At 60.6% G+C, this 21,673-nt stretch carries 17 protein-coding genes; 8 read left to right on the forward strand and 9 right to left on the reverse strand.

Annotated features, from left to right (window positions below):
• The first annotated feature begins 284 nt into the window (after positions 1-284).
• From fae to F8N96_RS14925, 4 genes are all read left to right on the forward strand, one after another.
• Positions 285-797: a formaldehyde-activating enzyme gene (fae, locus tag F8N96_RS14910; protein ID WP_150798430.1), complete on the forward strand. Its 513-nt coding sequence runs from the start codon at positions 285-287 to the stop codon at positions 795-797.
• 10 nt (positions 798-807) lie between these two features.
• Positions 808-1,842: an aldo/keto reductase gene (locus F8N96_RS14915; protein WP_150798431.1), complete on the forward strand. Its 1,035-nt coding sequence runs from the start codon at positions 808-810 to the stop codon at positions 1,840-1,842.
• A complete protein-coding gene (locus tag F8N96_RS14920; protein WP_150798432.1) occupies positions 1,839-3,272 on the forward strand; it encodes an NAD-dependent succinate-semialdehyde dehydrogenase in 1,434 nt (477 codons plus the stop codon). Before F8N96_RS14915 ends, F8N96_RS14920 begins: the two co-directional genes overlap by 4 nt.
• Positions 3,273-3,432: 160 nt before the next feature.
• Positions 3,433-4,797 carry an MFS transporter gene (locus F8N96_RS14925; protein ID WP_150798433.1) on the forward strand — a complete coding sequence of 455 codons (1,365 nt, stop codon included), beginning with the start codon at positions 3,433-3,435 and terminating at the stop codon, positions 4,795-4,797.
• A 122-nt stretch (positions 4,798-4,919) separates the two neighbouring features.
• On the opposite strand, the gene F8N96_RS14930 is transcribed toward F8N96_RS14925, so the two are convergent.
• The 8 genes from F8N96_RS14930 to F8N96_RS14965 all read right to left on the reverse strand — a co-directional run bounded on the left by F8N96_RS14930 (position 4,920) and on the right by F8N96_RS14965 (position 15,078).
• Complete coding sequence (locus tag F8N96_RS14930; protein ID WP_150798434.1) at positions 4,920-5,795, reverse strand: LysR substrate-binding domain-containing protein; 876 nt, start codon at positions 5,793-5,795, stop codon at positions 4,920-4,922.
• A 242-nt stretch (positions 5,796-6,037) separates the two neighbouring features.
• A complete protein-coding gene (locus tag F8N96_RS14935) occupies positions 6,038-7,144 on the reverse strand; it encodes a hypothetical protein (RefSeq protein WP_412071812.1) in 1,107 nt (368 codons plus the stop codon).
• A gap of 161 nt (positions 7,145-7,305) precedes the next feature.
• Positions 7,306-8,952 (reverse strand): dipeptide ABC transporter ATP-binding protein, encoded by a 1,647-nt coding sequence (locus F8N96_RS14940; RefSeq protein WP_150798436.1) that lies wholly within the window; start codon positions 8,950-8,952, stop codon positions 7,306-7,308.
• 2 nt (positions 8,953-8,954) lie between these two features.
• On the reverse strand, positions 8,955-9,791 hold the full coding sequence (locus tag F8N96_RS14945) for an ABC transporter permease (RefSeq protein ID WP_150798437.1): 837 nt from the start codon (positions 9,789-9,791) through the stop codon (positions 8,955-8,957).
• On the reverse strand, positions 9,788-10,741 hold the full coding sequence (locus F8N96_RS14950) for an ABC transporter permease (protein ID WP_054052764.1): 954 nt from the start codon (positions 10,739-10,741) through the stop codon (positions 9,788-9,790). The genes F8N96_RS14945 and F8N96_RS14950 overlap by 4 nt, the downstream gene beginning before the upstream one ends.
• A gap of 75 nt (positions 10,742-10,816) precedes the next feature.
• Positions 10,817-12,451: an ABC transporter substrate-binding protein gene (locus F8N96_RS14955; RefSeq protein ID WP_150798438.1), complete on the reverse strand. Its 1,635-nt coding sequence runs from the start codon at positions 12,449-12,451 to the stop codon at positions 10,817-10,819.
• Between the two features lie 459 nt (positions 12,452-12,910).
• Positions 12,911-14,137: a M24 family metallopeptidase gene (locus F8N96_RS14960; RefSeq protein WP_150798439.1), complete on the reverse strand. Its 1,227-nt coding sequence runs from the start codon at positions 14,135-14,137 to the stop codon at positions 12,911-12,913.
• Between the two features lie 59 nt (positions 14,138-14,196).
• Positions 14,197-15,078 (reverse strand): hypothetical protein, encoded by an 882-nt coding sequence (locus F8N96_RS14965; protein WP_150798440.1) that lies wholly within the window; start codon positions 15,076-15,078, stop codon positions 14,197-14,199.
• A gap of 116 nt (positions 15,079-15,194) precedes the next feature.
• Here F8N96_RS14965 and F8N96_RS14970 point away from each other — a divergent pair, with 116 nt between their 5' ends.
• Entirely contained in the window at positions 15,195-16,109 is a 915-nt protein-coding gene (locus tag F8N96_RS14970; protein ID WP_150798441.1) for a LysR family transcriptional regulator, read from the forward strand.
• Here F8N96_RS14970 and F8N96_RS14975 read toward each other — a convergent pair.
• Positions 16,047-17,282: an MFS transporter gene (locus tag F8N96_RS14975; protein WP_150798442.1), complete on the reverse strand. Its 1,236-nt coding sequence runs from the start codon at positions 17,280-17,282 to the stop codon at positions 16,047-16,049. The genes F8N96_RS14970 and F8N96_RS14975 overlap by 63 nt on opposite strands.
• Positions 17,283-17,666: 384 nt before the next feature.
• Between F8N96_RS14975 and F8N96_RS14980 the strand changes: the two genes are divergently transcribed.
• The 3 genes from F8N96_RS14980 (at position 17,667) to F8N96_RS14990 (ending at position 21,672) form a co-directional block, all read left to right on the forward strand.
• Complete coding sequence (locus F8N96_RS14980) at positions 17,667-18,599, forward strand: LysR substrate-binding domain-containing protein (protein ID WP_150798443.1); 933 nt, start codon at positions 17,667-17,669, stop codon at positions 18,597-18,599.
• A gap of 230 nt (positions 18,600-18,829) precedes the next feature.
• Positions 18,830-20,254 carry an aldehyde dehydrogenase gene (aldA, locus tag F8N96_RS14985; protein ID WP_150798444.1) on the forward strand — a complete coding sequence of 475 codons (1,425 nt, stop codon included), beginning with the start codon at positions 18,830-18,832 and terminating at the stop codon, positions 20,252-20,254.
• An 83-nt stretch (positions 20,255-20,337) separates the two neighbouring features.
• Positions 20,338-21,672, forward strand: a complete 1,335-nt coding sequence (locus F8N96_RS14990) for an MFS transporter (protein WP_150798445.1) — start codon at positions 20,338-20,340, stop codon at positions 21,670-21,672.
• Position 21,673 lies beyond the last annotated feature (1 nt).

Below are 21,673 nucleotides of genomic sequence, written 5' to 3' on the forward strand. Positions count from 1 at the left end.
ATAATTGGACTCTGCCAGTACCGCGCGGAAGTTTCTGGGTATGAGGAGAACTCATGCCCCCATGACTTTTAATGGTTACAGCCCCTCCAGCCCCCGGTGTTAAAAAATCGCAAACACAGCTCATCAACAACAAAAAAGAGCGTTTGCAATCATGACTAAGCCCCACTGCCGCGTCCTCGCCAGCCCTGTGCTGCGCTCTTCGTACCCCGACGTTTGCCGCCCGATCTTCACGATCCGCGTGCGCTTCTGATCACCCAAAAAAAATCCAAAAAGAGTAACGACTCATGAAAGAACTCGACCTGTACATCGGTGAAGGTTTCGAAGGCCCAGGCGTGAACGCCGCGCACATCAACATCCTGATCGGTCCGCGCAACGGCGCGGCAGGCCAGGCGTTTGCCAGCAGCCTGGCGTCGCCGAGCCAGGGCCATTGCCCGTTCATGGTGATCGCCCAGCCAAACATTCCGGTCAAGCCGATGACCCTTTACGTCAACAAGGCCGCGATCAGCAGCGACTTGCACGGCAACGCCACGTGGGGCGCGTCCCAGGCCGGTATCGCCAAGGCTGTGTTGGAAGCCTTGCTGGATGGCACCTTGCCGCCGGAAGCCGAAGACGAATGGGCCATCGTCACCGCCAACTGGGTCAACCCGGCCTGCGATGACCTCGATGCGGTTTACCTGAACAACTACAACGCTTGTCGCACCGCGATTCGCGCCGCCCTGACCGGCAAACCGGAAACCGCGCAACTGGCGGATGTGGTTGATCACATCAGCAACCCTTTCTACACGCCAAAAGCCTGAGGTCTGCGCCATGCAATACATTCGTTTGGGCAACTCCGGCCTGCAAGTTTCCCGCCTGTGCCTAGGCACCATGAACATGGGTACCCCGGACTGGAAACCGTGGATTTTCGATGAAAAGCAAAGCGAGCCGATCGTCGCCCACGCCCTCGACAACGGGGTGAATTTCATCGACCTCGCGGACTTTTATTCCGCCGGCGTCGGCGAAGAAGTGGTGGGGCGTATCGTCAAGCGCCTGGCGCGTCGCGAAGACCTGGTGATCACCACTAAAGTCGGCTACGGCACCCGCAACGGCATCAATGCCAGCGGCCATTCGCGCAAGCACATCATGGACAGCATCGATGCTTCGCTGAAGCGCCTGAACATGGATTACGTCGATGTGTTCATGCTGCATTACTTCGACGTGAACACTCCGGTTGAAGAAACCATGAGCGCGATGAATGACATCGTGCGCTCCGGCAAGGCCCGTTACATCGGCGTCTCGACCATGCTCACCGGGCAACTGGCGAAGATCCTCATGGCCTGCGAGCGCAATGGCTGGGTCAAGCCGATCAACATGCAGTTGCAACTGAACTGCGCGTACCGCGAAGAAGAGCGCGAGATGATTCCGTTCTGCCGTGATCAAGGCCTCGGCGTCTCGGTTTTCAGTCCATTGGCTCGCGGTTTGCTGACCGGCGACGTGCAGTCGACGCGCAACCAGACCGACTTCTTTACCCAGCAGATGTACAGCGACGAAGCCTCGTTCGAAATCGCTCATTCGGTACAACGGGTGGCCCGTGCCCGTGGCGTGTCGAACGCGCAGATCGCCCAGGCCTGGGTCGCCAACCATCCGGGGATCGACTGCATGCTGGTCGGCGCCGACACCACCGCGCAATTCGACAGTGCCCTGGCGGCGCTGGACACCAAACTCGACGCCGAAGAACTGCAGGAACTGGAACGCAACTACACGCCATGCGATGTGATCAACGATTACACCGCCGGCAAACGCATCCTGCGCTCGGCCCGTCCGGGGCTGGAACGCTTTAACCTGACCGAGGCTGTGGCATGAGCGCGCTGATCCGTAACGGCAATTTCATCGACGGCCAATGGTCCAGCGGTGGTGCAACGTATCCGGTGTTGAACCCGGCCAATGGCGAAGTGATCGCCGAGGTTCAAAAGGCCGGCGCCGAAGAAACCAACCTCGCCATCGCCGCTGCCAACCGTGCCTTGCCGGCCTGGCGCAAGCTGACCGCCAAGGAACGCAGCCAGCGCCTCAAGCGCTGGAGCGAGCTGATGCTGAGCAACCAGAAAGACCTGGCGACGTTGCTCAGCCGTGAACAAGGCAAACCGTTGGCCGAAGCCATGGGCGAAGTGGTGTACGCCGCCAGCTTTCTGGAGTGGTTCGCTGAAGAGGCCAAACGCGCTTACGGCGACGTGATCCCGAGCCACAAGGCTGACGCGCGGATCATCGTAGTCAAGGAAGCCATCGGCGTGGTCGCAGCGATCACCCCGTGGAACTTCCCATTGGCGATGGTCACCCGCAAGGTCGGCCCGGCGCTGGCGGCGGGTTGCACGATGATCCTCAAACCATCGGAAGAAACCCCGCTGTCAGCCTTCGCGTTGGCGGTGCTGGCAGAGCAGGCGGGTATTCCGGCCGGTGTGTTCAACGTCGTATCGGGTGACGCGGTGTCCATTGGCGGGGCGCTGCAAGCCTCCGGCATCGTGCGCAAACTGTCGTTCACTGGCTCGACCCTCACTGGCAAATTGTTGATGCGCCAAGCGGCAGACACGCTGAAAAAAGTCTCGCTGGAACTGGGCGGCAACGCGCCGTTCATTGTGTTCGACGACGCCGACCTGGACGCCGCCGTCAAAGGCGCGATGGCTTCGAAGTTCCGTAACACCGGGCAGACTTGCGTCTGCGTAAACCGCTTCTTCATTCAGGACGGCGTCTACGAAGCCTTCACCGGCAAACTCGCCGAAGCAGTCGCGGTGATGCGCGTCGGCAGTGCGCTGGACGGTGAAACCGAGCAAGGCCCACTGATCAACGCGGCCGCATTGGCCAAGGTTGAGCTGCACGTCGGCGATGCCTTGGAGAAGGGCGCCTCGCTCCTGTGCGGCGGCCGTCGGCATGCGCTGGGCGGTACGTTCTACGAACCGACCATCCTCACAGAAGCCAACAGCGACATGCTGATCGCCCAGGATGAAACCTTCGGCCCGGTGGCTGCGTGCTTCCGCTTCAAGGACGAAGCCGAAGTCTTGCAACGGGCGAATGACACGCCGTACGGGCTGTCCGCGTACTTCTACAGCCGCGACATCGGCCGCGTCTGGCGCATGGCCGAAGGCCTGGAAGCCGGCATGGTCGGGATCAACGAAGGGATCATCTCCACCGAAGTCGCGCCGTTCGGCGGCATCAAGGAATCGGGCCTTGGCCGCGAAGGTTCCAAGTACGGTCTGGAAGACTACCTGGAAATCAAATACCTGTTGATGGGTGGGCTCTAAGCCTGCCCACCCCCTGTAGGAGCGAGGCTTGCCCGCGAAGGCTGAGTGTCAGTTGGCATTGATGTCGCCTGACACTCAGCCTTCGCGGGCAAGCCTCGCTTCTACAGGGATAGCGCTATCGGTTTCATTTCTCCGTCAATAACAACAACTGGAGACGAACATGTCCGCTCAATCGATAAAGATCGATGACCTGCCCATCGGGCGCTTCCATCTCAAAATCGCCGGGCTCACCTTCGGCGCACATTTCACCGACGGCTACATCCTTGGCCTGATCGGTATCGCCTTCACACTGCTCAGTCCGCAGATGCACCTCGATGCGTCCTGGCAGGGACTGATCGGTGCTTCGGCGTTGATTGGCTTGTTCCTCGGCAGCCTGTTCTTCGGCTGGATCTCCGACAAAGTCGGCCGACAAAAAATTTTCCTGGTCAGTTTTGTCCTGATCACCATTGCCTCGGTGATGCAGTTCTACGCCGAAACCGCGCTGCAATTGTTCCTCTGCCGGGTGCTGATCGGCATCGGCTTGGGCGGCGACTTCAGCGTCGGTCACGCGATGCTCGCCGAGTTTTCGCCGAAGAAACATCGCGGCGTGCTGCTCGGTTCGTTCAGCGTGATCTGGACCTTCGGCTACGTCGCCGCGACCTTCGTCGGCACCGCGATGCTCAACCTCGGTGACGACGCCTGGCGCTGGATGCTGGCCTCGTCGGCGATCCCCGCAGCGTTGATTTTGATTGCGCGGATCGGCACACCCGAGTCACCCCGTTGGTTGGTGAATCAAGGGCGGATCGCCGAAGCACGGGCCGTCGTCAAGAAACACCTGGGCGACAACGTTGAGCTGGACGAAACCCAGTCCACCGAAACCCGTTCCGGCTACGCGGTGCTGTTCAGTCCTGAATATCGCAAGCGCACGGCGTTCAACTGCCTGTTCTTCGTTTGCATCGTGATGCCGTACTTTGCGATCTACACCTTCCTACCGTCTATCCTGCAGAAAATGGGCTTGGCCGAGGGCTTTGGCACCGAACTGATGCTGAACATGCTGCTGATCTTCGGGGCGTTGATCGGGATCTGGTGCACGTTGAAATTCTCGCGCCGGGGCTTCCTGATCAACTCGTTCATCATCCTCGCCGTAGCGTTGTTTCTGTTGGCGGCGTTGCCGGGCAGCGCGGCGTTTCTGATGGTACTGGTGTTCGGCGTGTTTACGCTGGTGTTGTCGGCGGTGAGCAATCTGGTCGGCGTGTTCCCGGCCGAAAGCTTCCCGACCGAAGTGCGGGCCAGCGGCATTGGCCTTGCTACAGCGGTGAGCCGTTTGGGCTCGGCGGTCAGCACCTTCCTGTTGCCGGTGAGCGTAGCGGGGATCGGCTTGAGCCCGACCATGGGCATCCTGGCGGCGATTCTAGCGTTGGGCGCGATCATTTCCTGGGCCTGGGCGCCGGAAACCAAATCCCTGACGCTGAGCCAGGCGTGCAAGGCGCAGAGTCCGGTGGAGAGCGGGGCGCCGGGGACCGCCAAAGTCCCGACCCCAATCTAAAGCACTGCTACAAAACCCTGTGGGAGCGAGCCTGCTCGCGATGAGGTCACCACATTCAACATGGATGTTGACTGATACTCCGCTATCGCGAGCAGACTCGCTCCCACAGGGAACATGGTGTTTCAGGGATTACTGACTAACCCCAACCACTGCGTAAACAACTGCACTTTCGACAACCCTTGCTTGTCATTCGCCACATTCAGCCAATACCCGTAAGGCCCAACCACCTCCACCTGAGTGATCGGCAGCAGGCTGCCATTGGCCAGTTCCTTTTCAATCATCTGCCGATCAATCACCGCCAACCCACCACCGGCCAACGCCGTGTGAATCACCTGGTCGAGCGTGCTGAATTCCAGCCCTTGCCCGGCATCGACATCCTCACGCCCCATGGCCGCCAACCAGTTTTCCCAGACCTTCAAGCGCTTGCCGTCGTGCAGGATGTGCAGCAGCGGAAACTGCCGCAGATCCGGCGGTTGGCCGTTGACGAACAACTCCGGGCTGGCCACCGCCATGTGCCGTTCCATCACCAGCAATTGGCTGCTGCAATGGCTGGCGGCTTCGAGGCCGAAGCGGATGTGGCAGTCGATTTCCGCGAGGCTGTCGTGGCCGCTCTGGTGGGTCACGCTGAGGCTGATGTCCGGGTAGCGTTGGCAGAACGCGCGCAAGTGTGCCGACAACCAGCGTGTGGCCCAGGTCGGCGGCGCGACGATGCGCAGGCGTTGGCGCAGGTTGGGCACGCGCACCGCTTGCAGCGCACGTTCGACGTGGTCGAAGGCGTCGCTCAATTGCGGGGAAAGGGCGAGGCCGGTTTCGGTTAACGACAGGCCTTGCGGCGTGCGGATAAACAGCGCCACACCGAGGTAATCTTCGAGCTGCTTGATCTGACGGCTGACCGCGCCTTGAGTGACGTTCAACCCCAAAGCCGCCTGGCTGAAACTGCGATGCCGCGCGACTTCTTCAAAGACGCGCAGCATGTTGAGCGAGGGCAGTTGACGCATTAAAGGGTGACTCCACACCTGACGCCAACGCAGTGAAGCGTGGGGCAGGTTTATTGTTTTTGGTGAATATTCTGTAGGGCGTATCTGACTCCTGTGTGAGGGGCAGATGCAAGCGGAGTTTGGGCAAAAGTCTTCGCGGGCAAGCCTCGCTCCTACGGGTTGTGCGATGGATGCGCCACCTCAAATCCGTAGGAGCGAGGCTTGCCCGCGAAGGCTGCCTTAAGAACGTTAAATAACCAGGATCAGAAGTAGTACCCAATGTTCATGTACAGCTGATTCTCCCACTGGTTACTCCCCCCAGCCCCCAAGCTCTGGGTGTAGCTGCTGCCACCGATGTACGGATCGTTCTTGCCATACAACCATTCGGTCGCGATCCACAGTTTGCTGACCGAGAACGAGGTGCCGAAGATCGTCCGTTGCGAGGTCTTGAAGTCGTCGGCGGATTTGTCGAAGGCGCTGTAGTTGGCATACAGCTTCACGCCACTGATCTGATCGAACAGGTACTTGCCGCCGACGTCGTAGCTAAGATCCGCCACGTACAAGTTGCCGCGACTGGCGACGTTGAACGTACCGTCATAACCGCCCAGCGTCACCAGTTCATCTCTGCCGGGGTTGCGCGGCGACATCTGTTGCCGCGCCGCTTGCAGTTGCACGCCCCACGGGCCGTTTTTGCCAAGGTAGTGCACGGCCACGGCGTTACGGCGGCCATCGTTGTTGGTGTCCTTGTTCTCCAGGGTCGAGGTCAGGCCGGAGATCCCGACTTCGGATTTCCACGGTCCCAGGTCCAGGGCTTTGGCCACCCGCAGCACCACGGTGTTGCGCTCCTGGTTGGCGCTGCCGTCGGCCACGTAGCCGTCGGCCTCGGACACCACGCTGGAGTAGGTCACGCCGTTGCTGGTGCCTTTGCCTTGCCACGCCGGGCGCAGGTAGTAACCGGCCTGGATATTCCAGTCACCGCTTTGCTGGATGTACTTGGCGCCGACCTGTTGCACATCTTCCAGGCCGATGACGTTGCCCAGGGTTTCGTAGAAGGTGCTGCCGAAGTACGGCTGCAAGCCGAACGGTATCGTGTTCAGGCCCACCTGCACTTGCTGGTCGGGGTTGAAACTGTAACCGACCCAGGCGAACTTGGCGAACTGGATATCGCCGTAGTTCTTGGTGTACTGGTAAGGATAGGAGCGTCCGTAGAAACGGTATTGGGCCTCACCGATCCAACTGTCGGAGTTGTACTTGGCGCTGAGGAACACCGTGTCCAGGCCAAATTTCTGGATGTCGCGATCCGGGTCATAGTCCCAGCGCGCCCGAATGGCGCCGCCGAGGTCGAGGTTGTCGGTGACCTGCACCGCCATGGCCGGCGCCGCGAAAGCGCCGAGCAATGGAATGAGAACGATGGAACGGACCGCAATCGGGGTGGTTGTGCGCACAGTCATACTCCTGATTTTTTAGTTATCGTTGGCAACAGCAGCCCATGCCGCAACGAACGCTGCGACCTGGGGAAAGGGTTACGAAGTCAGTTGGCTTGCGGTCGAATCAGCCTCAGTACGGGTTCGGCGACAGGCGCCACCGGGATCGCCGTAGCGCCGGGTGCCGCCGCCAGCAAGGTCTGGGTGTAGGTGTTTTGCGGTCGCAAGAGCACCTGTTCCGCCGTGCCGTATTCCACCATTTCGCCCTGGCGCATCACCGCGATGTAGTCGCTGATCTGCGCCGCCACGCGCAGGTCGTGGGTGATGAACAAAATGCTCAGGTTCAGGCGCTGTTGCAGCTCGGCGAGCAGCTCCAGTACCTGTTTCTGCACCGAGACATCGAGCGCCGAGACGCTTTCATCGGCGATCAGCACTTCCGGGCGCATCGCCAGGGCCCGGGCGATGCCGATGCGTTGGCGCTGGCCACCGGAGAATTGCCGAGGCTTGCGTTTGAGGGCGTCACGCTTGAGCCCGACCTGTTCCAGCAAATCGCCAGCCTCGGTCCACGCATCCTTGGCCGACAACCCGCGCAATTGCGCCGCGCGAGCGATGATGTCACCGACCCGATGGCGTGGATTGAGCGAGCCGTACGGGTCCTGGAAAATCATCTGGATCCGCCGCCGACTGGCCGCCAGCGCCGAGCCGCGCAGCGCCAGGAAGTCCGTGTCACCCACCCAGACATGACCGCTGTCGCTTTCCACCAGCCGAATCGCGGCTTTAACCAGCGTGCTTTTACCCGAGCCGGATTCACCAACAATCGCCAGGGTCTTGCCCCGTGGCAGTTGCAGCGAGACATCCTTGAGCGCCGGGACCAAACGGCCACCGACGTTGTAGGTTTTGGTCAGGTGCTCGATGCGCAGCGCTAACTCACCGTCGGCGCACGGTGCGTGCAACTCGGGATGCAGTGCCGGCACGGCCGCGATCAACTTGCGGGTGTACGGGTGTTTCGGAGCGTTGAGCACTTGATCCCGCTCACCGATTTCCACCAGCACACCACCTTCCATTACCGCAATGCGGTCGGCGATTTCCGCCACCACGCCGAAGTCGTGGGTGATGAACAGAATGCCGTGCTGGCCGCGCCCGCGCAGGTCACGCACCAGTTTCAGTACCTGAGCCTGAGTGGTCACATCCAGCGCCGTGGTCGGTTCGTCGGCGATCAGCAAATCCGGGTTCATCGCCAGCGCCATGGCAATCACCACCCGTTGGCATTGGCCGCCGGAGAGTTGATGCGGGAAGCTGTTGGCGATCCGGGGCGGGTCGGGCAATTGGGTCGAGTCGAGCAGGGCCAGCATGCGTTCGCGACGTTCGGCGGCGGGCATCGTTGGTGCGTGAATATCGAAGATTTCTTCAACCTGCTGACCAATGCGAATCGCCGGGTTCAGCGCCGCCATCGGCTCCTGGAAAATCATCGCGATGCGGTTGCCGCGCAGTTTGCGCAGCGAATGTTCGTCCATGCGGCAGATGTCGTCGCCGAGGAAGTCGATCACGCCTTCGCTATGGCGCAGGCCCTTGGCGTAATCGCCCATGATCGCCGCCGAGAGCACTGATTTACCGGAGCCGGACTCGCCGATCACACAGAGGATTTCGCCCTTGCGCACGTCGAGGCTGATGCCTTTGACCGCGTGGCTGCGATCGGCACCGGCGGGCAGTTCGATGGAGAGGTTCTCCACCCTTAATACTTGTTGTTGGCTCATGCTCAACTCCTTGTGCCTTTCTGGGCGTGTTCGTCCAGACCGTCCGCCAACAGGCTCAGGCCCAGCATCAGGGTGGAGATGGCAATGCACGGGAAGATCACCAGGTGCGGGAAGGCGATGGCCATGCTGCGGCCTTCGTTGATCATGCCGCCCCAGTCCGGAGTCGGCGGTGGCAGGCCGAGGCCAAGGAAGCCGAGGGCGCCGATCATGATCGCGGTGTAGCCGATGCGCAGGCAGAAGTCGACGATCAGCGGGCCGCCACAATTGGGCAGGATTTCCACCAGCATGATGCGCAGCGACCCTTCACCCTGGGTAATGGCGCTGAGCACGTAATCCCGGGAACGGATGTCGATGGTCAGCGCGCGCATGATCCGGAAAATCGCCGGGGCGCTGGTGAAGGTCACCGCAATCAGGATATTCAACGCCGAAGCGCCGAGGGCGATGATGATCACGATGTACAACACCAGCACCGGGAACGACAGCACGGTGTCGGCGATATAGGACAGCAGCGCATCGACCCAGCCATTGAAGTAACCGGCGCAGAGGCCCATGGCGATGCCGACGGCGAATGCGGTCAGCGTCGCCAAAATCGACCAGAACAACACGGTCCGCGTGCCCCAGATCAGTCGCGAGAGAATGTCCCGGCCAATCATGTCGGTGCCGAGCAGGAAGCGTAGGCCGTCGGCATCCGGCGTCATCGGTGTCAGCAGCGGGGTGAAGCTTTCCAGTGGATCGTGGGGCGCCAGCCATGGCGCGAACAGCGCCATCAGCACCCAGCCGCCGACGAGCAGCAAACCGAGCAACGCCAAGGGATGTTTGAACGCTTTGAGGAAGTTCATTGGCCACCTCCGCCAAGACTGCGCAAGGTGATGCGCGGGTTGAGCCAGGTGTAGGCCAGGTCCGAGAAAATTTTGGTCGCGCCGACGACAATGCCGCTGATCATCGCGCAAGCTTCGATCAGGTAGACGTCATGGTTCAGCGACGCGGTGTACAGCAGCGAGCCGAAGCCTTTGTAGGCGAAGAACACCTCGACCACGATCACGTTCGACAGCAGCCATGGGATGTACAACATGATCACGGTGATCGGTGCGATCAGCACGTTGCGCAGCGCATGGCGCAGCACGATCCGTGAAGTCGACGCGCCTTTGAGGCGCGCGGTGCGGATGTACGGCGCCTGCATCACTTCGACCATCGAGGCGCGGGTGATCCGCGCCAGATAACCGATGCCGAACAGGCACAGCACCATCAGCGGCAACGCCAGTTCCACCGGGTTGAAGCCGTCACTCATGCTGCTCACGCCTGGCAGCCAGTTGAGCCAGAACACGAAGATCGCCGAGACAAACACCGCACTGGCGAAGTCCGGAATCGAGGTGGTGACAATCGACAGAAACGACACCAGCCGATCCACCGCCGAGCCCTGGCGAATCCCGGCCAGGATGCCGAGGGTCAACGCCACCGGCACCATCACCGCCAACGCCAGGCCCGCAAGGATCAACGTTTGCCCGAGGTTCGGCAGCAGCAGGTCAATCACCGGCTCACGAAAGTGCACCGAGGTGCCCCAGTCGCCGCTGAGGAAATCCTTCAGCCACACCAGGTAGCGCCAGACAAAAGGTTGGTTGTAACCGTGTTCCACCAGCCACGCGGCGCGTTGGTCGGCGGCGGAGTAGGGGCCGAGGACGTTGATCGCGACGTCCTCGATGTTCAGTTCCAGGGCCAGGAACACGATCACCGACACCGACAGCAACGTTGCCGCCAGCGCCAATAACTTGCGCAATAGAAATTCAGCCATGCTCGCACGCTCCGGCTAATCAAGGGATGGCGGCCCGCCGCACCGGGGTGGGCGGGCTCGTGGGCGGCGCTTGAATCAGGCGCTCAACCAGACTTGATCCATTGGGTAGAAATCCGACGGGTGAACCTGGAAGCCCTGGACTTTCTTGCTCGCGGCGGTGAATTTGTCGCCCCAGAACGGCTGGACCATGACGCAGGCGTCTTGCAGGATCTGCTCGACGCTTTGCATCGCCGCCGCCCGTTGTTTCGGGTCGATGATGCCCATGGCTTTGTCCAGCGCGGCGTCGAACGCCGGGTCGCTGTAATGGCTTTCGTTCCAGGCCGCGCCGCTGCGGTAGGCCAGTTCCAGCGACATCACGCCCAACGGGCGATGCGCCCAGTAGGTGAGGCTGAACGCTGCTTTGTCCCAGATCGGCCAGTACTGGGTGGCCGGGATCACCTTGAGGTTGATGCGGATGCCGGCCTCGGCGCAGTTCTGTTGCAGAATCTGCGCGCAGTCCTGTTCGTAGCGGCCCTGGGTGTTGCCGACGATCAGGTCGATGTCGATGCCGTTCGGATGACCCGCTTCAGCGAGCAACTTCTTTGCCCCAGCCACGTCCCGAGCCCGTTTAGGCAGCGGGAAGTATTCCGGGTGTGACGGGGCGACGTGGTGATCTTCGCCCAGGGTGCCCATGCCGCGATAGGCGATTTTCAGCATCTGCGCGTTGTCGGTGCAGAGCACCACGGCTTTGCGAATCCGCACGTCGTCGAATGGCTTCTGGTCGCAGGCCATGCGCATGACGATGGTTTGCGCCGACTTGCAGGTCAGCAATTGCGCGCCTGGCAAGCGTTTCGCCAAGTCGAGTTCAGCCACCGTCACCCGGTACAGCACGTCCACTTGCCCGGCCTGCAACGCGGCGAGGTGGGTGGAGATGTCGGTGCCCATGTCGACGTAGCGCAGTTCGTCGAGGTTGGCTGGTTTGCGCCAGTAGTCGGCGCGCTTGGCGAAGGTCGCCTGCTTGTTGACCGCGAACGACACCAGTTTGAACGGCCCGGTGCCGAGCGGGTTTTTCGCCCAGTCGTCACCGGCCTTAAAGCTGCGGTGGACGATGGCGCAGGTGAAGGCGTTGAGCATTTCCGGGATCGCCAGCATCGGCCGCTTCAGTACCAGGCGGAACTGGAAGTCCCCGACTTTTTCGAAGGCGGTGATGTCCTGGAACGCGGTGCGGTTGATCGACTTCGAATCGGCGGCAATCCAGCGCTCGATGTTGTGCTGCACGTCCTCGACGTTGAAGGTGTCGCCGTTGCTCCACTTCACGTCCTGACGCAGGTTGAAGGTCCAGGTTTTCAGGTCCTCGGAGGGGCTCCAGCTCTCGGCCAGGTACGGGTGAGTGATGTTGTCGGCGTCGACCCAGGTCAGGAACTCCAAGGAGTTGCGCAACAGGTTCGAGGCTTCGATCCAGGTAATCAGCATCGGGTCCTGGATTTCCTGGATAGCGCAGGCAAACCGCAGGCTGCCGCCCTGACGCGGGGTGACTGCATCGGCGGCGTGGGCCGAGTTACCGAGTAGCGCGGAACCGAGGAAGGTGCTGGCGCTGGCGGCGGTGATACCCAGCAGAGCGGCAGTGCGCAGGAACTGGCGACGATTGATCTCGCCACTTTTGACTTGGGTGCACAGGTCGTTTACCGCTGGATGCGGCAGGCTGCCGTCCAGTGTCATTAATTCTTTCATATGCCTCTCCGATAACGTGCAAAAGTGCGTTTTTCGACTGGCCGCAGATGCGGCGAGCGGCAGACGCGGTCGGTTTTCGATAAACCGAAACTGTCAGTGGCAAGCAGCGCGAAGGCGCAGGCGTGACAGGCGTGAAGCCGGCAGTAGAACAAGGCGCAACGAAATCAGGAGGACGGAGGCGGGGTATGACATAGGGCTGCTCTCATGTTGTTTTTATTAGAGATGCCCGCAGTTTTGTCATCTGGGCAAAGATCGACAAACGATAAATTCAACGCTGAAACGTTCGATAAATGCATGTTACTGACCGTAAGGAAGGCTGCCGCTTGAGCTAGGCAGGCCGGACGGAGGAAAGCGCGGGTTCGAAACACTGCGCGGTGGCCGCAAACGCCCCTTGTTCCGGGAGGGAACAAGGGGAAAAACGGACGGTGTCGATGGAGGTGACGGCGCCGTCCGGGCAACTCAACGCGGCATTAGGCGCGGATCGAACGGGTAGTCGGAGAGCAATTCGATGCCGTTTTCGTGGATGTAGATCTGCTCTTCGAGCTTGACCCCTTCGCCGCCCTCATCGTGGCCGATGTAGCTTTCCACGCAGATGGTCATGCCGGCTTCGAACACTCCGTCGTAACCCAGCGCATCTATGTCTTCGCGGTGCACCACGTACGGGTATTCACCGGTCATACCAACGCCGTGGGCCAGCGCGAAATAGCGGTTGGCCTTGTAGTTGTCCGGGATTCTCCAGGCCAGTTCGGCGTATTCCTTGAAGCTGCGGCCAGCCTTGAGCATTTCCATGTTGGTCTGCACTTGCTCGTAGGCCAGTTTGTACAGTTCCTGTTGCTTGGCGGTGGCGGCTTGCTCGCCGCACAGGAAGGTCCGCGAAAAGTCTGCGTAGTAGCCGAAACGCCCGACTACGTCGGTGTCCAGCGCCACCAGGTCGCCGGCCTCGATCGGCCGAGTGCTGCATTCCTGAAACCATGGATTGGTGCGCGGGCCGGAGGACAGCAAGCGGGTTTCCACGTAGTCGCCGTCGGTGGCGATCACGTGCTGGTGCAGGTGCGACCACAGTTCGTTTTCGCTGATGCCCGGCACCAATTTGCTTTCCATCAAGCGCACACCCGCTTCGGTGGCACGCAGGCTGGCGCGGATCATCTTCAGCTCGTTTGGCACTTTGATGCAGCGCGCGCGCTCCAGTGGTTCCTGTGCGTCGAAAATCTGGTAGCCGAGTTTTTGCAGTTCGAACGCGGCCGCCGAAGTCGCGCTTTCGATGGCGATCCGCTTATTGCCGCCGCACTTGCGCACCAGTTCGTCGATTTCGGCAGCCCATTCGGCGGTGACGTTGTTCAGGAAGCTGTCGCAGAAGTAGTAAGAAATGGCTTTGGCCGGGCGCACCTCGTCGACGGTGTTGAGCTGTTCCGCCAAGTGCAGGCAGCCGCCAAATTCGAAGACCACCACCGGACCTTCTGCCGGAATGAAGGCGTAACGCGCCGGGTTGCGCGCCGAGTACACCTGCATGTTGCGCGAGCCAGTGGCGTAGCGCATGTGAGTCGGGTCGAACAACACACAGGCGGCGTAGTCGCGTTTTTTCAGTTCGTTGCGCACCCGTTGCAAACGGTCGAGCTGGATCTGCTGGATCTCGTCGTACGTCGGTTCGCAGTCGGCAGGGTTGCGGTTAGGGCCGGACAGACTCATGGGGTGTTCCTCGCAGGGCAAATACGGTTGATTTTTTTCTAGGATTTTTTGGGGGCGGATCAGTCGAGCAACTGGTCGCTGCGCACCAGGTTGCGTTCGGCTTGCAGGTGGGCTTCGGACAGGCGTCCGTAAAGCTGTTTGGTGCGCTGGGCACGGCCGATGATTCCGGGCTTTTCGGAGTAGGCGAAGATCGCCGTGTTGCGCTCGGTGGCACCTTCGACGCGGGTCACCCGGTGCACCGAGAAACGGCCCTTGAATATCTGCAAGTCACCGGGGTTGAGTTCCAGTTCCTGCACGCGGCTGTGGTCTTCGCCGCGCACCACTTTGCCGACGGCGCCGAGGTTTTCCTGGGTGCGGGTACGGATCATCGGCGCGTACTCGAACAGACCGCCAGCCTCGGGCTTCTGGGTCATCATGCTGACGATGAATTCGTTGGTGTCGAAGTGCCAGGGCTGCTCGGTGCCTTGGGGCATCACATTGATCACCAGCCCGGCGAATGGGTCGGCGTATTCGAAAATCTCCGGCTCGTTGAGGCAGGCGCCGATAAAGCGTTTCATCATTGGCGAGACGTACAGGCGATGGATGATCGCGTCCGGGGCGATCATGTCCCGGGTGACGAAACCGCTGGTGCGCTCCATGAATGTGCGGCGCGGGTCATCCTGGGGCAGAGCGGGGTCGTCTTCGGTGAAGTAGGCGTTGACTTTGCGCACCGAGTAAAAGGTTTTTCCCGACAGCGCCTGACCTTCGGCACGTGCCTGTTTTAGCGCCTCGGGTCGCAGGAAGTTCTTCAGCAGGCAGCAACCGTCCTCGGCCAGTTCGGCGCGAGCGTGTTCGATCAGCGCCTGCAATCGGACATGGCCCGAATCATGTATGGGGTACAACTCGGTATCAATAATGTCGCTGATATCGCCAACTTCGGCGTCGGCAAGTTGAAGGCTCATGCAAGTCTCCTGGAACTATCAATTAACAGTGTTTGGCGTTGAATCGATAGTTGCTTAAAGAGGTGCGAAGTGGAAATTACAAGTTGTGATCGAATCCATCGGCAGGGGCGATAGTTATGTCAGGCGAACTGGATGGGACCTTACTTAAAGTTTTTGTCGCTATTATCGAGTGCCATGGGTTTTCCGCGGCAGCCGAGCGCCTGCACAAAACCCAATCGACCATTAGCCAGAGTTTACAGCGCCTAGAAGAGATCGTCGGCACGCCGTTGGTGCAGCGCACCAGTCGCTCGGTCAGCCTGACGCCCGGTGGCGAGACTTTTCTGATTTACGCGCGGCAGATCCTCAAGCTTCACGCCGATGCAATCAACGCCGTGCAGCTGCCTGACGAACAGGTGTGCATCCACGTCGGCATGCCCGAGGACTACGCCCAGTTCTGCCTAGCCGAGGTGTTGCGGGATTTTCAAGCGCAGTTTCCGCATATGCGGCCGGACATTTGTTGCGAGATGTCCACGGCGCTGGTCAGTCGTTTGCAACGCGGTGAACTGGATCTGGTGTTGGGTGTGCAACACGCCAATCTGCAACCGGGTGAGTACCTGTGCGACGAGCCGCTGGTGTGGGTCGCGGCTGAAGGTTGGCGCGCGGGTGAAGGCGATTCGGTGCCGCTGGCGGTGTATGCCGAGGGGTGTGCGTTTCGCGCCAACGCAGTCAGGGCGCTGGCCGAGGCCGGGCGGCCGTGGCACGTGGTTTACACCAGCCAGAGCCCGAGCGGTATCGGGATTGCCATTGAGCAGGGCCAGTCGGTCGGTGTCACGGCGCGGCGTCTGGTGCCGACGGGTTGGCAGGTGCTCGACGAGGCTCAGGGCTTTCCGCCGATTGAGCCGGCGCGATTGATGTTCTGGCGTTCGACTCAGTGTGAGGCGCTGGCGGTGGAGGCTTTGGTAGACATTCTTTCTCGCCAGTTGGGTCGTTCAGAGTGGCTGGCGGAGCGCGGGCTCGCGGCGTTGACGACGGGCCATCAGCCCCAGCAGTAACAGACTCGCCGTCACCCAGCAGGCGATCCAGCCATGCACCAGGGCAAACTGCCCGGTGGCTTGCAGCAGCCAGCCGCACAGCCAATTCGCGGTGGCGCTGCCCAAGCCATAACCGACCATGCTCAGGCTCACCACTTGCAGGCTTTGCACTGGGCTTAACCGTGCGCTGAGGTAGGCGGCCATCAGGCCCCAGACCGGGAAATAGAACAGCGCAAACAGCCCGGCGGCCAGCCAGGTCAAGCTCAGGCTCGGTTGCCAGAGCAGGACCAACATCGCCAGGCCAAACGCGCTGATGCTCAACGCCATCACCCTTAATGCGCCCCAGCGATCAGCCAGTGACCCCAGCAGCAAACCGCCGACAACCCCGCCGATCCCGATCAGCGTCCACAGCGAACCCGTGATCTGCGCGTTGGCGGCCAGCCGTTCGCTGGCAAACGCTGAGAGGAAGTTGAGGAAGGGGCCGCTGACCCCGCCGATAAAGGCGCTGAGCAGCAGAATATGCAGCGCTACCGGGTGCTCCTGGCACAGGTTCAGCCATTGCTTTAAAACCCGGCGCAATGACGGCGTGCTGCCGGGCTTGATCCGTGGTTCTGTCACCAACGGGGCCAAGGCCCAGAAGGTCAGCAGGGTGACGATCAACGTCAGCACGGCGCAAATCAGCCAGAAGTGCATCAACGAGATACCGTGCAGCAGAGCGATCAACACGCCGTTAAGGCAGATCGCAAATGCCGCCCCCGAAGATGCCAGCCCCAGCACGCGGCTGCGGAGTGAGGCGGGGACCACCTCGCTGGCCAACGCGGCGATGGCGTTCCAGTTCGACACCGCACAGGCCGACACCAGCGCCAGGCACAACGCAAACGGCAGCACCCACGGCGTCGCAACTGCCAGTGCCAACAGCGCCGGGCTAAAGGCCATCGTCAGGCGCACCATGTTGCGCGGGCTGATCCACGCCGCCGCGATGCCGCTGACAATCGACGCGCCCATGTAGAATAGTTGCAGCAACGCCGCGATGAACGCGGCCTGGCTGTAGCTCAATTCGAATACCTGACGGATCTCGGGCAACAACGCGGAATACAGGAAAATACTGAAACCGTGGGTGGTGGCGTTACATGCGGTGAAGATTAGAGCCAATACGCCAATACTTCTTGCGGGTGAACTTACAGTGATGGGCATGTTTGGCTCGATCAGATTAATTGCAACAGAATGGGGCGAAGTTGTAGGGTTCGCCCTATGTAGGTGCGTTTGTTTATTAAGGTGTTTAATTGAAGTCAGACTAGCGTTTATATAAAGAAAACAGCCAGTGCTTAATAGTCATGAGTGGGCTGCGAAATACTCATGCTATTTATGCGTGAGCGACAGCTTCCAGATCAAAAACGACTCGTTGATACAACGGTGATTAATGTGGGAGCGAGCAAGCCCGCTCCCACCCAAGCCAAAGCCAAAGGGTTTTAGGACAATGAAATCGTCCTACACAACACAAAAATGCATGTTACTCAGGAAATTTCCCACAAGCCGTGGGATGCTTGGTACTCGTCAGCCCTTGCGCGAGTACTGTTCATGAAACGCAAAATGCCCGCACTCAATGCGCTCAAAGCCTTCGAAGTGGCCGGCAGCACCGGCAGCTTTACCCGGGCGGCGGAGTTGCTCAATGTCACCCAAAGTGCGGTCAGCCGCCAGGTGCGTCAGTTGGAGGAACAGCTCGGCGAGAACCTGCTGGAGCGCCGGCATCATCACCTCGAACTGACCAGCGCCGGCCGGGTGTTGCTGCGGGCGCTGCATCAATCCTTCGACAAGATCGAGCTGACGGTGCGTAGCATCCAGCAGAAATCCCACGCCAATCGGCTGCACATCAACGCGCCGCCGACGTTCACCAGTCGTTGGCTGATGCCGCGCCTCGGACGGCTGCGCGAGAAGCACCCGGAGCTGGAGTTGAGCATCACCACTCGTCTGCAAGACAGCCTGGCGGAAACCAGCACCCTGGACTGCGCGATCCGCTTTGGCGATGGCGAATGGGACGGTCTGGATAGCTCGCTGCTGATCCAGGAACGGCATATCGCAGTGTGCGCGCCGTCGTTGTATGCGCGGGAGTGGAGCGAAGGCGGCATCGACCTTAATCGCCTGACTTTGCTGCACGTGCTGGCTCGGGAAGACCAGCGCTACCTGACCTGGAAACACTGGCTCGACGCGGCGAAAATCAGCGGCGTCGACACCCAGGGCGGTTATGAATTCGACCTTCTGGACCTGGCGATCCGTGCGGCCACTGATGGTTTGGGCATCACCATTGCCGACTGGCACATGGTCGCGCCGGAGCTGGCCAGCGGGCAGTTGACCCAGGTGCTGAACGTGCACGTGGAAGGGCATCAATCCTATTGGCTGGTGACCCGGCCGGAGCAGACTGAAATGCCGCAATTGCAGATGTTCAGCCAGTGGTTGCAGGAAGAAATCTGGTTGGCGCAACGCCAGCTCGAACCCTCCACCGCCACCAGCTAAACCCCCAACCCCTGTGGAAGCGGGCTTGCTCGCGAAGGCGTCGTGTCGGCCAACATCAATGTTGACTGAGCAGCCGCTTCGCGAGCAAGCCCGCTCCAACGGGGGATTTGACTCGTTCAAGGGGTAACCTGCTTTTTTCGAATGTTCCACCGCTCAATAAATCGTTTGTTCAACCCCCTCAGGATGCCAAGACTGCGGGAACTGGATAAAAACAACGATGGGCGATTCACATGCGACTCGAGCGAAACTTTGTAAACGGTCACTTCATTGAGCCTGCCAGCGATGCGCTGATTGCAGTCTACAACCCGGCGACCGAAGCCTTGGTCGGTCAGGTCTCGGCGGCAACTACCGCTGAAGCCACCGCCGCCGTCGATGCTGCCGCCGCCGCCCAGAAGCTCTGGGGCAAGCTCACCAGCATCGAACGCGCCGAGCACTTGCGCTCATTCGCCGACGCCCTTGAAGCCTGCGCCGAGAACATCGGTGCCGCCCTGGCCGCCGAGTCCGGCAAGAGCGTTAGCGACGCCAGCAACGAAGCCCGTTACGCCGCGCAGATCACCCGTTACCACGCGGAGTGGGCGCGGCGGATCGAAGGCGAGATCATTCCCAGCGACACCCCGAACGAAAACCTCTTCTTGCACCGCGAGCCGATTGGCGTGGTCGCGTGCCTGATCCCGTTTAACTACCCGGTCTACACCTTGCTGCGCAAAATCGCCCCGGCGCTGATTGCCGGTAATACCGTGGTGGTGCGTCCGAGTAACAACACCCCGACCTCGGCGTTTGAAATCGCCAAGGCTGTGCAGCAATCCGGCTTGCCCGCTGGCGTGGTCAACATCCTGACCATGGACCATGCCACCGCCGCAGCGGTCTGCACCCACAAAGCGGTCGGTTTGATCACCCTGACCGGGAGCGTCAACGCCGGGCGCATCGTGCTCGATTACTGCAAGGACAACATTGCCAAGCCATCGCTGGAGCTGGGCGGAAAAACCCCGGTGATCATCGAAGCCGACGCCGACCTTGAAGCCGCCGCCAGCGCCATCGTCGCTTCCAAGACCACTCACTGCGGCCAGTTGTGCACGGCTGTGGAGCGTGTCTATGTGCAGGAAAGCGTCTACGAACAATTCCTCGCACTGCTCAAAGTGAAGATCAGCGCTGTGAAGTTTGGCGACCGCGCCACCGACGCCAGCCTGATGGGCCCGTTGGTCAACGCCAGTTCGCAGCAAAACATCCACGCCATGGTCGAGCGCGCCGTCGCCGACGGTGCTGTACTGGAAACAGGCGGTTTTATCCCGCAGGGCAACGGTCATTTCTATCCGCCGACGCTGCTGAGCAACTGCCGCCAGGACATGGAAATGATCCAGGAAGAAATCTTCGGTCCGGTGCTGCCGGTGCTCAAGTACCGCGACATCGACGAAGCGCTGGCCATGGCCAACGATCACCAGTTCGGCCTGTCGTCGGTGCTGTACACCGAGAACTACCGCACCACGATGAAAGTCGCCAACGCCATCGAGGCCGGCGAGTTGTACGTCAATCGGACCCCGGCCGACCCGTACCAGGGCTTCCACGCCGGGTGGAAACGCTCGGGCCTGGGCGGCGATGACGGCAAGCACGGCATGCTCGAATTTACCCAGACCCGACTCGTCGTCATGAAGTATTGATCCACCCGTAACACGCCTCACGCCACACCTATAAAAACAATTATTGGGGCACCCGGACCACCGGGCTGCCCGAGGTCACACAGATGTCCAAGCCTGCAACCACTGTTGCCGCTGTTCAGGGTTCGAACGCGGGTGCAAAAAGCCACAGTGACAAGGGAAGTCGCTATTTCCAGTTGATGCTGTTGGTGCTGGCCGCCGGGGCGATCTACCCGATCCTGTACCTGCGTCAGGTCTACCAGACCACCATGCTCGAAGTGTTCCAGATCAACCACAGCGAACTCGGTTATCTGTACTCGATGCTGGGGACGATTTTCCTGCTCAGCTACTTGCCGAGCGGTTGGCTGGCGGACCGGATTGCGCCACGGTTCCTGATTTTCTTTTCGCTGGTGGCCACCGGAGCCTTGGGGCTTTGGTACTCCACGGCGCCGTCGATGACCGGTTTGATGATCATCTTTGGTTGCTGGGGCCTGACCACCGGCCTGACGTTCTGGGCCTCGGTGCTCAAGCGAGTGAAGATGATTGCTCATCACTCGGAACAGGGCCGGTTCTTCGGCATCCTCGACGGCGGTCGCGGGCTGGTCGAAGCCTTGCTGGCGACGGTTGCGCTGGGGCTGTTTGCCTTTGCCACCGAAACCCGTGGCGAGTCTGCCGCTGAAGGTTTCAAGCGCGTGGTTTACCTGTACGCCTTCACCTGTATAGCCATCGGCTGTGTGCTGGTGCTGATCAAGGACCCGAAGTCGATGGAAGACACGGCGTCCGTGGAGAAGGGCAAGTACAACTTGCTCAGCGACCTGACCACGCTGGTGAAAATCCCGGAGCTGTGGCTGGTGACGGCCATCGTGTTCTGCGGCTATCACATCTTCTGGGCCACTTACAGCTTCTCCGATTACTTGCAGGGCGGCGGCATGACCGCCGTCATGGCCGGCACCATCACCACTATCAAATTGTGGATGCGCCCGATTGGCGGGATTGGCGGCGGCTGGCTCGGTGACAAGTTCTCGAACATCTCGGTGCTGATCGTGGCGCTGTTCTTCGCGACATTGGCGATGGTCGGCCTGATCGTGTTTCCGGCGCTCAACAGCATGGGCCTGTTGATCGGTACGGTGATCTTCATCGGCCTGATGACCTACGCCATTCGCGGTTTGTACTGGGCGATCCTCGACACCTGCAACATTCCGCTGCGCATCACTGGCCTGGCCATCGGCATTGTCTCGGTGGTCGGTTACCTGCCGGACGCCTTTATTCCGTTGATCAATGGCTACCTTACCGAGCATTTCCCCGGTGCCGTTGGTTACAAGCTGTATTTCGGTTACATCGCTTTCGTCGGCCTGCTCGGAACCCTCGCGGCCCTGACCTTGCGTGCTCGTATCAACCGTCAATCTTTGATCAAGACTTCTTTGAATAAAGCAGGTGCCTGAG

Source organism: Pseudomonas fluorescens (assembly GCF_902497855.1).
Classification (GTDB): Bacteria; Pseudomonadota; Gammaproteobacteria; order Pseudomonadales; family Pseudomonadaceae; genus Aquipseudomonas; species Aquipseudomonas fluorescens_BI.

Excerpts from the sequence above, each read along its gene's own strand:
- F8N96_RS14950 (WP_054052764.1), bottom strand. The coding sequence starts at position 10,741 with ATGGCTGAATTTCTATTGCGCAAGTTATTGGCGCTGGCGGCAACGTTG.
- fae (WP_150798430.1), top strand. The coding sequence starts at position 285 with ATGAAAGAACTCGACCTGTACATCGGTGAAGGTTTCGAAGGCCCAGGC.
- F8N96_RS14970 (WP_150798441.1), top strand. The coding sequence starts at position 15,195 with ATGTCAGGCGAACTGGATGGGACCTTACTTAAAGTTTTTGTCGCTATT.
- aldA (WP_150798444.1), top strand. The coding sequence starts at position 18,830 with ATGCGACTCGAGCGAAACTTTGTAAACGGTCACTTCATTGAGCCTGCC.
- F8N96_RS14955 (WP_150798438.1), bottom strand. The coding sequence starts at position 12,451 with ATGAAAGAATTAATGACACTGGACGGCAGCCTGCCGCATCCAGCGGTA.
- F8N96_RS14935 (WP_412071812.1), bottom strand. The coding sequence starts at position 7,144 with ATGGCGGTGCAGGTCACCGACAACCTCGACCTCGGCGGCGCCATTCGG.
- F8N96_RS14930 (WP_150798434.1), bottom strand. The coding sequence starts at position 5,795 with ATGCGTCAACTGCCCTCGCTCAACATGCTGCGCGTCTTTGAAGAAGTC.
- F8N96_RS14965 (WP_150798440.1), bottom strand. The coding sequence starts at position 15,078 with ATGAGCCTTCAACTTGCCGACGCCGAAGTTGGCGATATCAGCGACATT.
- F8N96_RS14945 (WP_150798437.1), bottom strand. The coding sequence starts at position 9,791 with ATGAACTTCCTCAAAGCGTTCAAACATCCCTTGGCGTTGCTCGGTTTG.
- F8N96_RS14975 (WP_150798442.1), bottom strand. The coding sequence starts at position 17,282 with ATGCCCATCACTGTAAGTTCACCCGCAAGAAGTATTGGCGTATTGGCT.
- F8N96_RS14980 (WP_150798443.1), top strand. The coding sequence starts at position 17,667 with ATGAAACGCAAAATGCCCGCACTCAATGCGCTCAAAGCCTTCGAAGTG.
- F8N96_RS14990 (WP_150798445.1), top strand. The coding sequence starts at position 20,338 with ATGTCCAAGCCTGCAACCACTGTTGCCGCTGTTCAGGGTTCGAACGCG.
- F8N96_RS14920 (WP_150798432.1), top strand. The coding sequence starts at position 1,839 with ATGAGCGCGCTGATCCGTAACGGCAATTTCATCGACGGCCAATGGTCC.
- F8N96_RS14940 (WP_150798436.1), bottom strand. The coding sequence starts at position 8,952 with ATGAGCCAACAACAAGTATTAAGGGTGGAGAACCTCTCCATCGAACTG.
- F8N96_RS14915 (WP_150798431.1), top strand. The coding sequence starts at position 808 with ATGCAATACATTCGTTTGGGCAACTCCGGCCTGCAAGTTTCCCGCCTG.
- F8N96_RS14960 (WP_150798439.1), bottom strand. The coding sequence starts at position 14,137 with ATGAGTCTGTCCGGCCCTAACCGCAACCCTGCCGACTGCGAACCGACG.
- F8N96_RS14925 (WP_150798433.1), top strand. The coding sequence starts at position 3,433 with ATGTCCGCTCAATCGATAAAGATCGATGACCTGCCCATCGGGCGCTTC.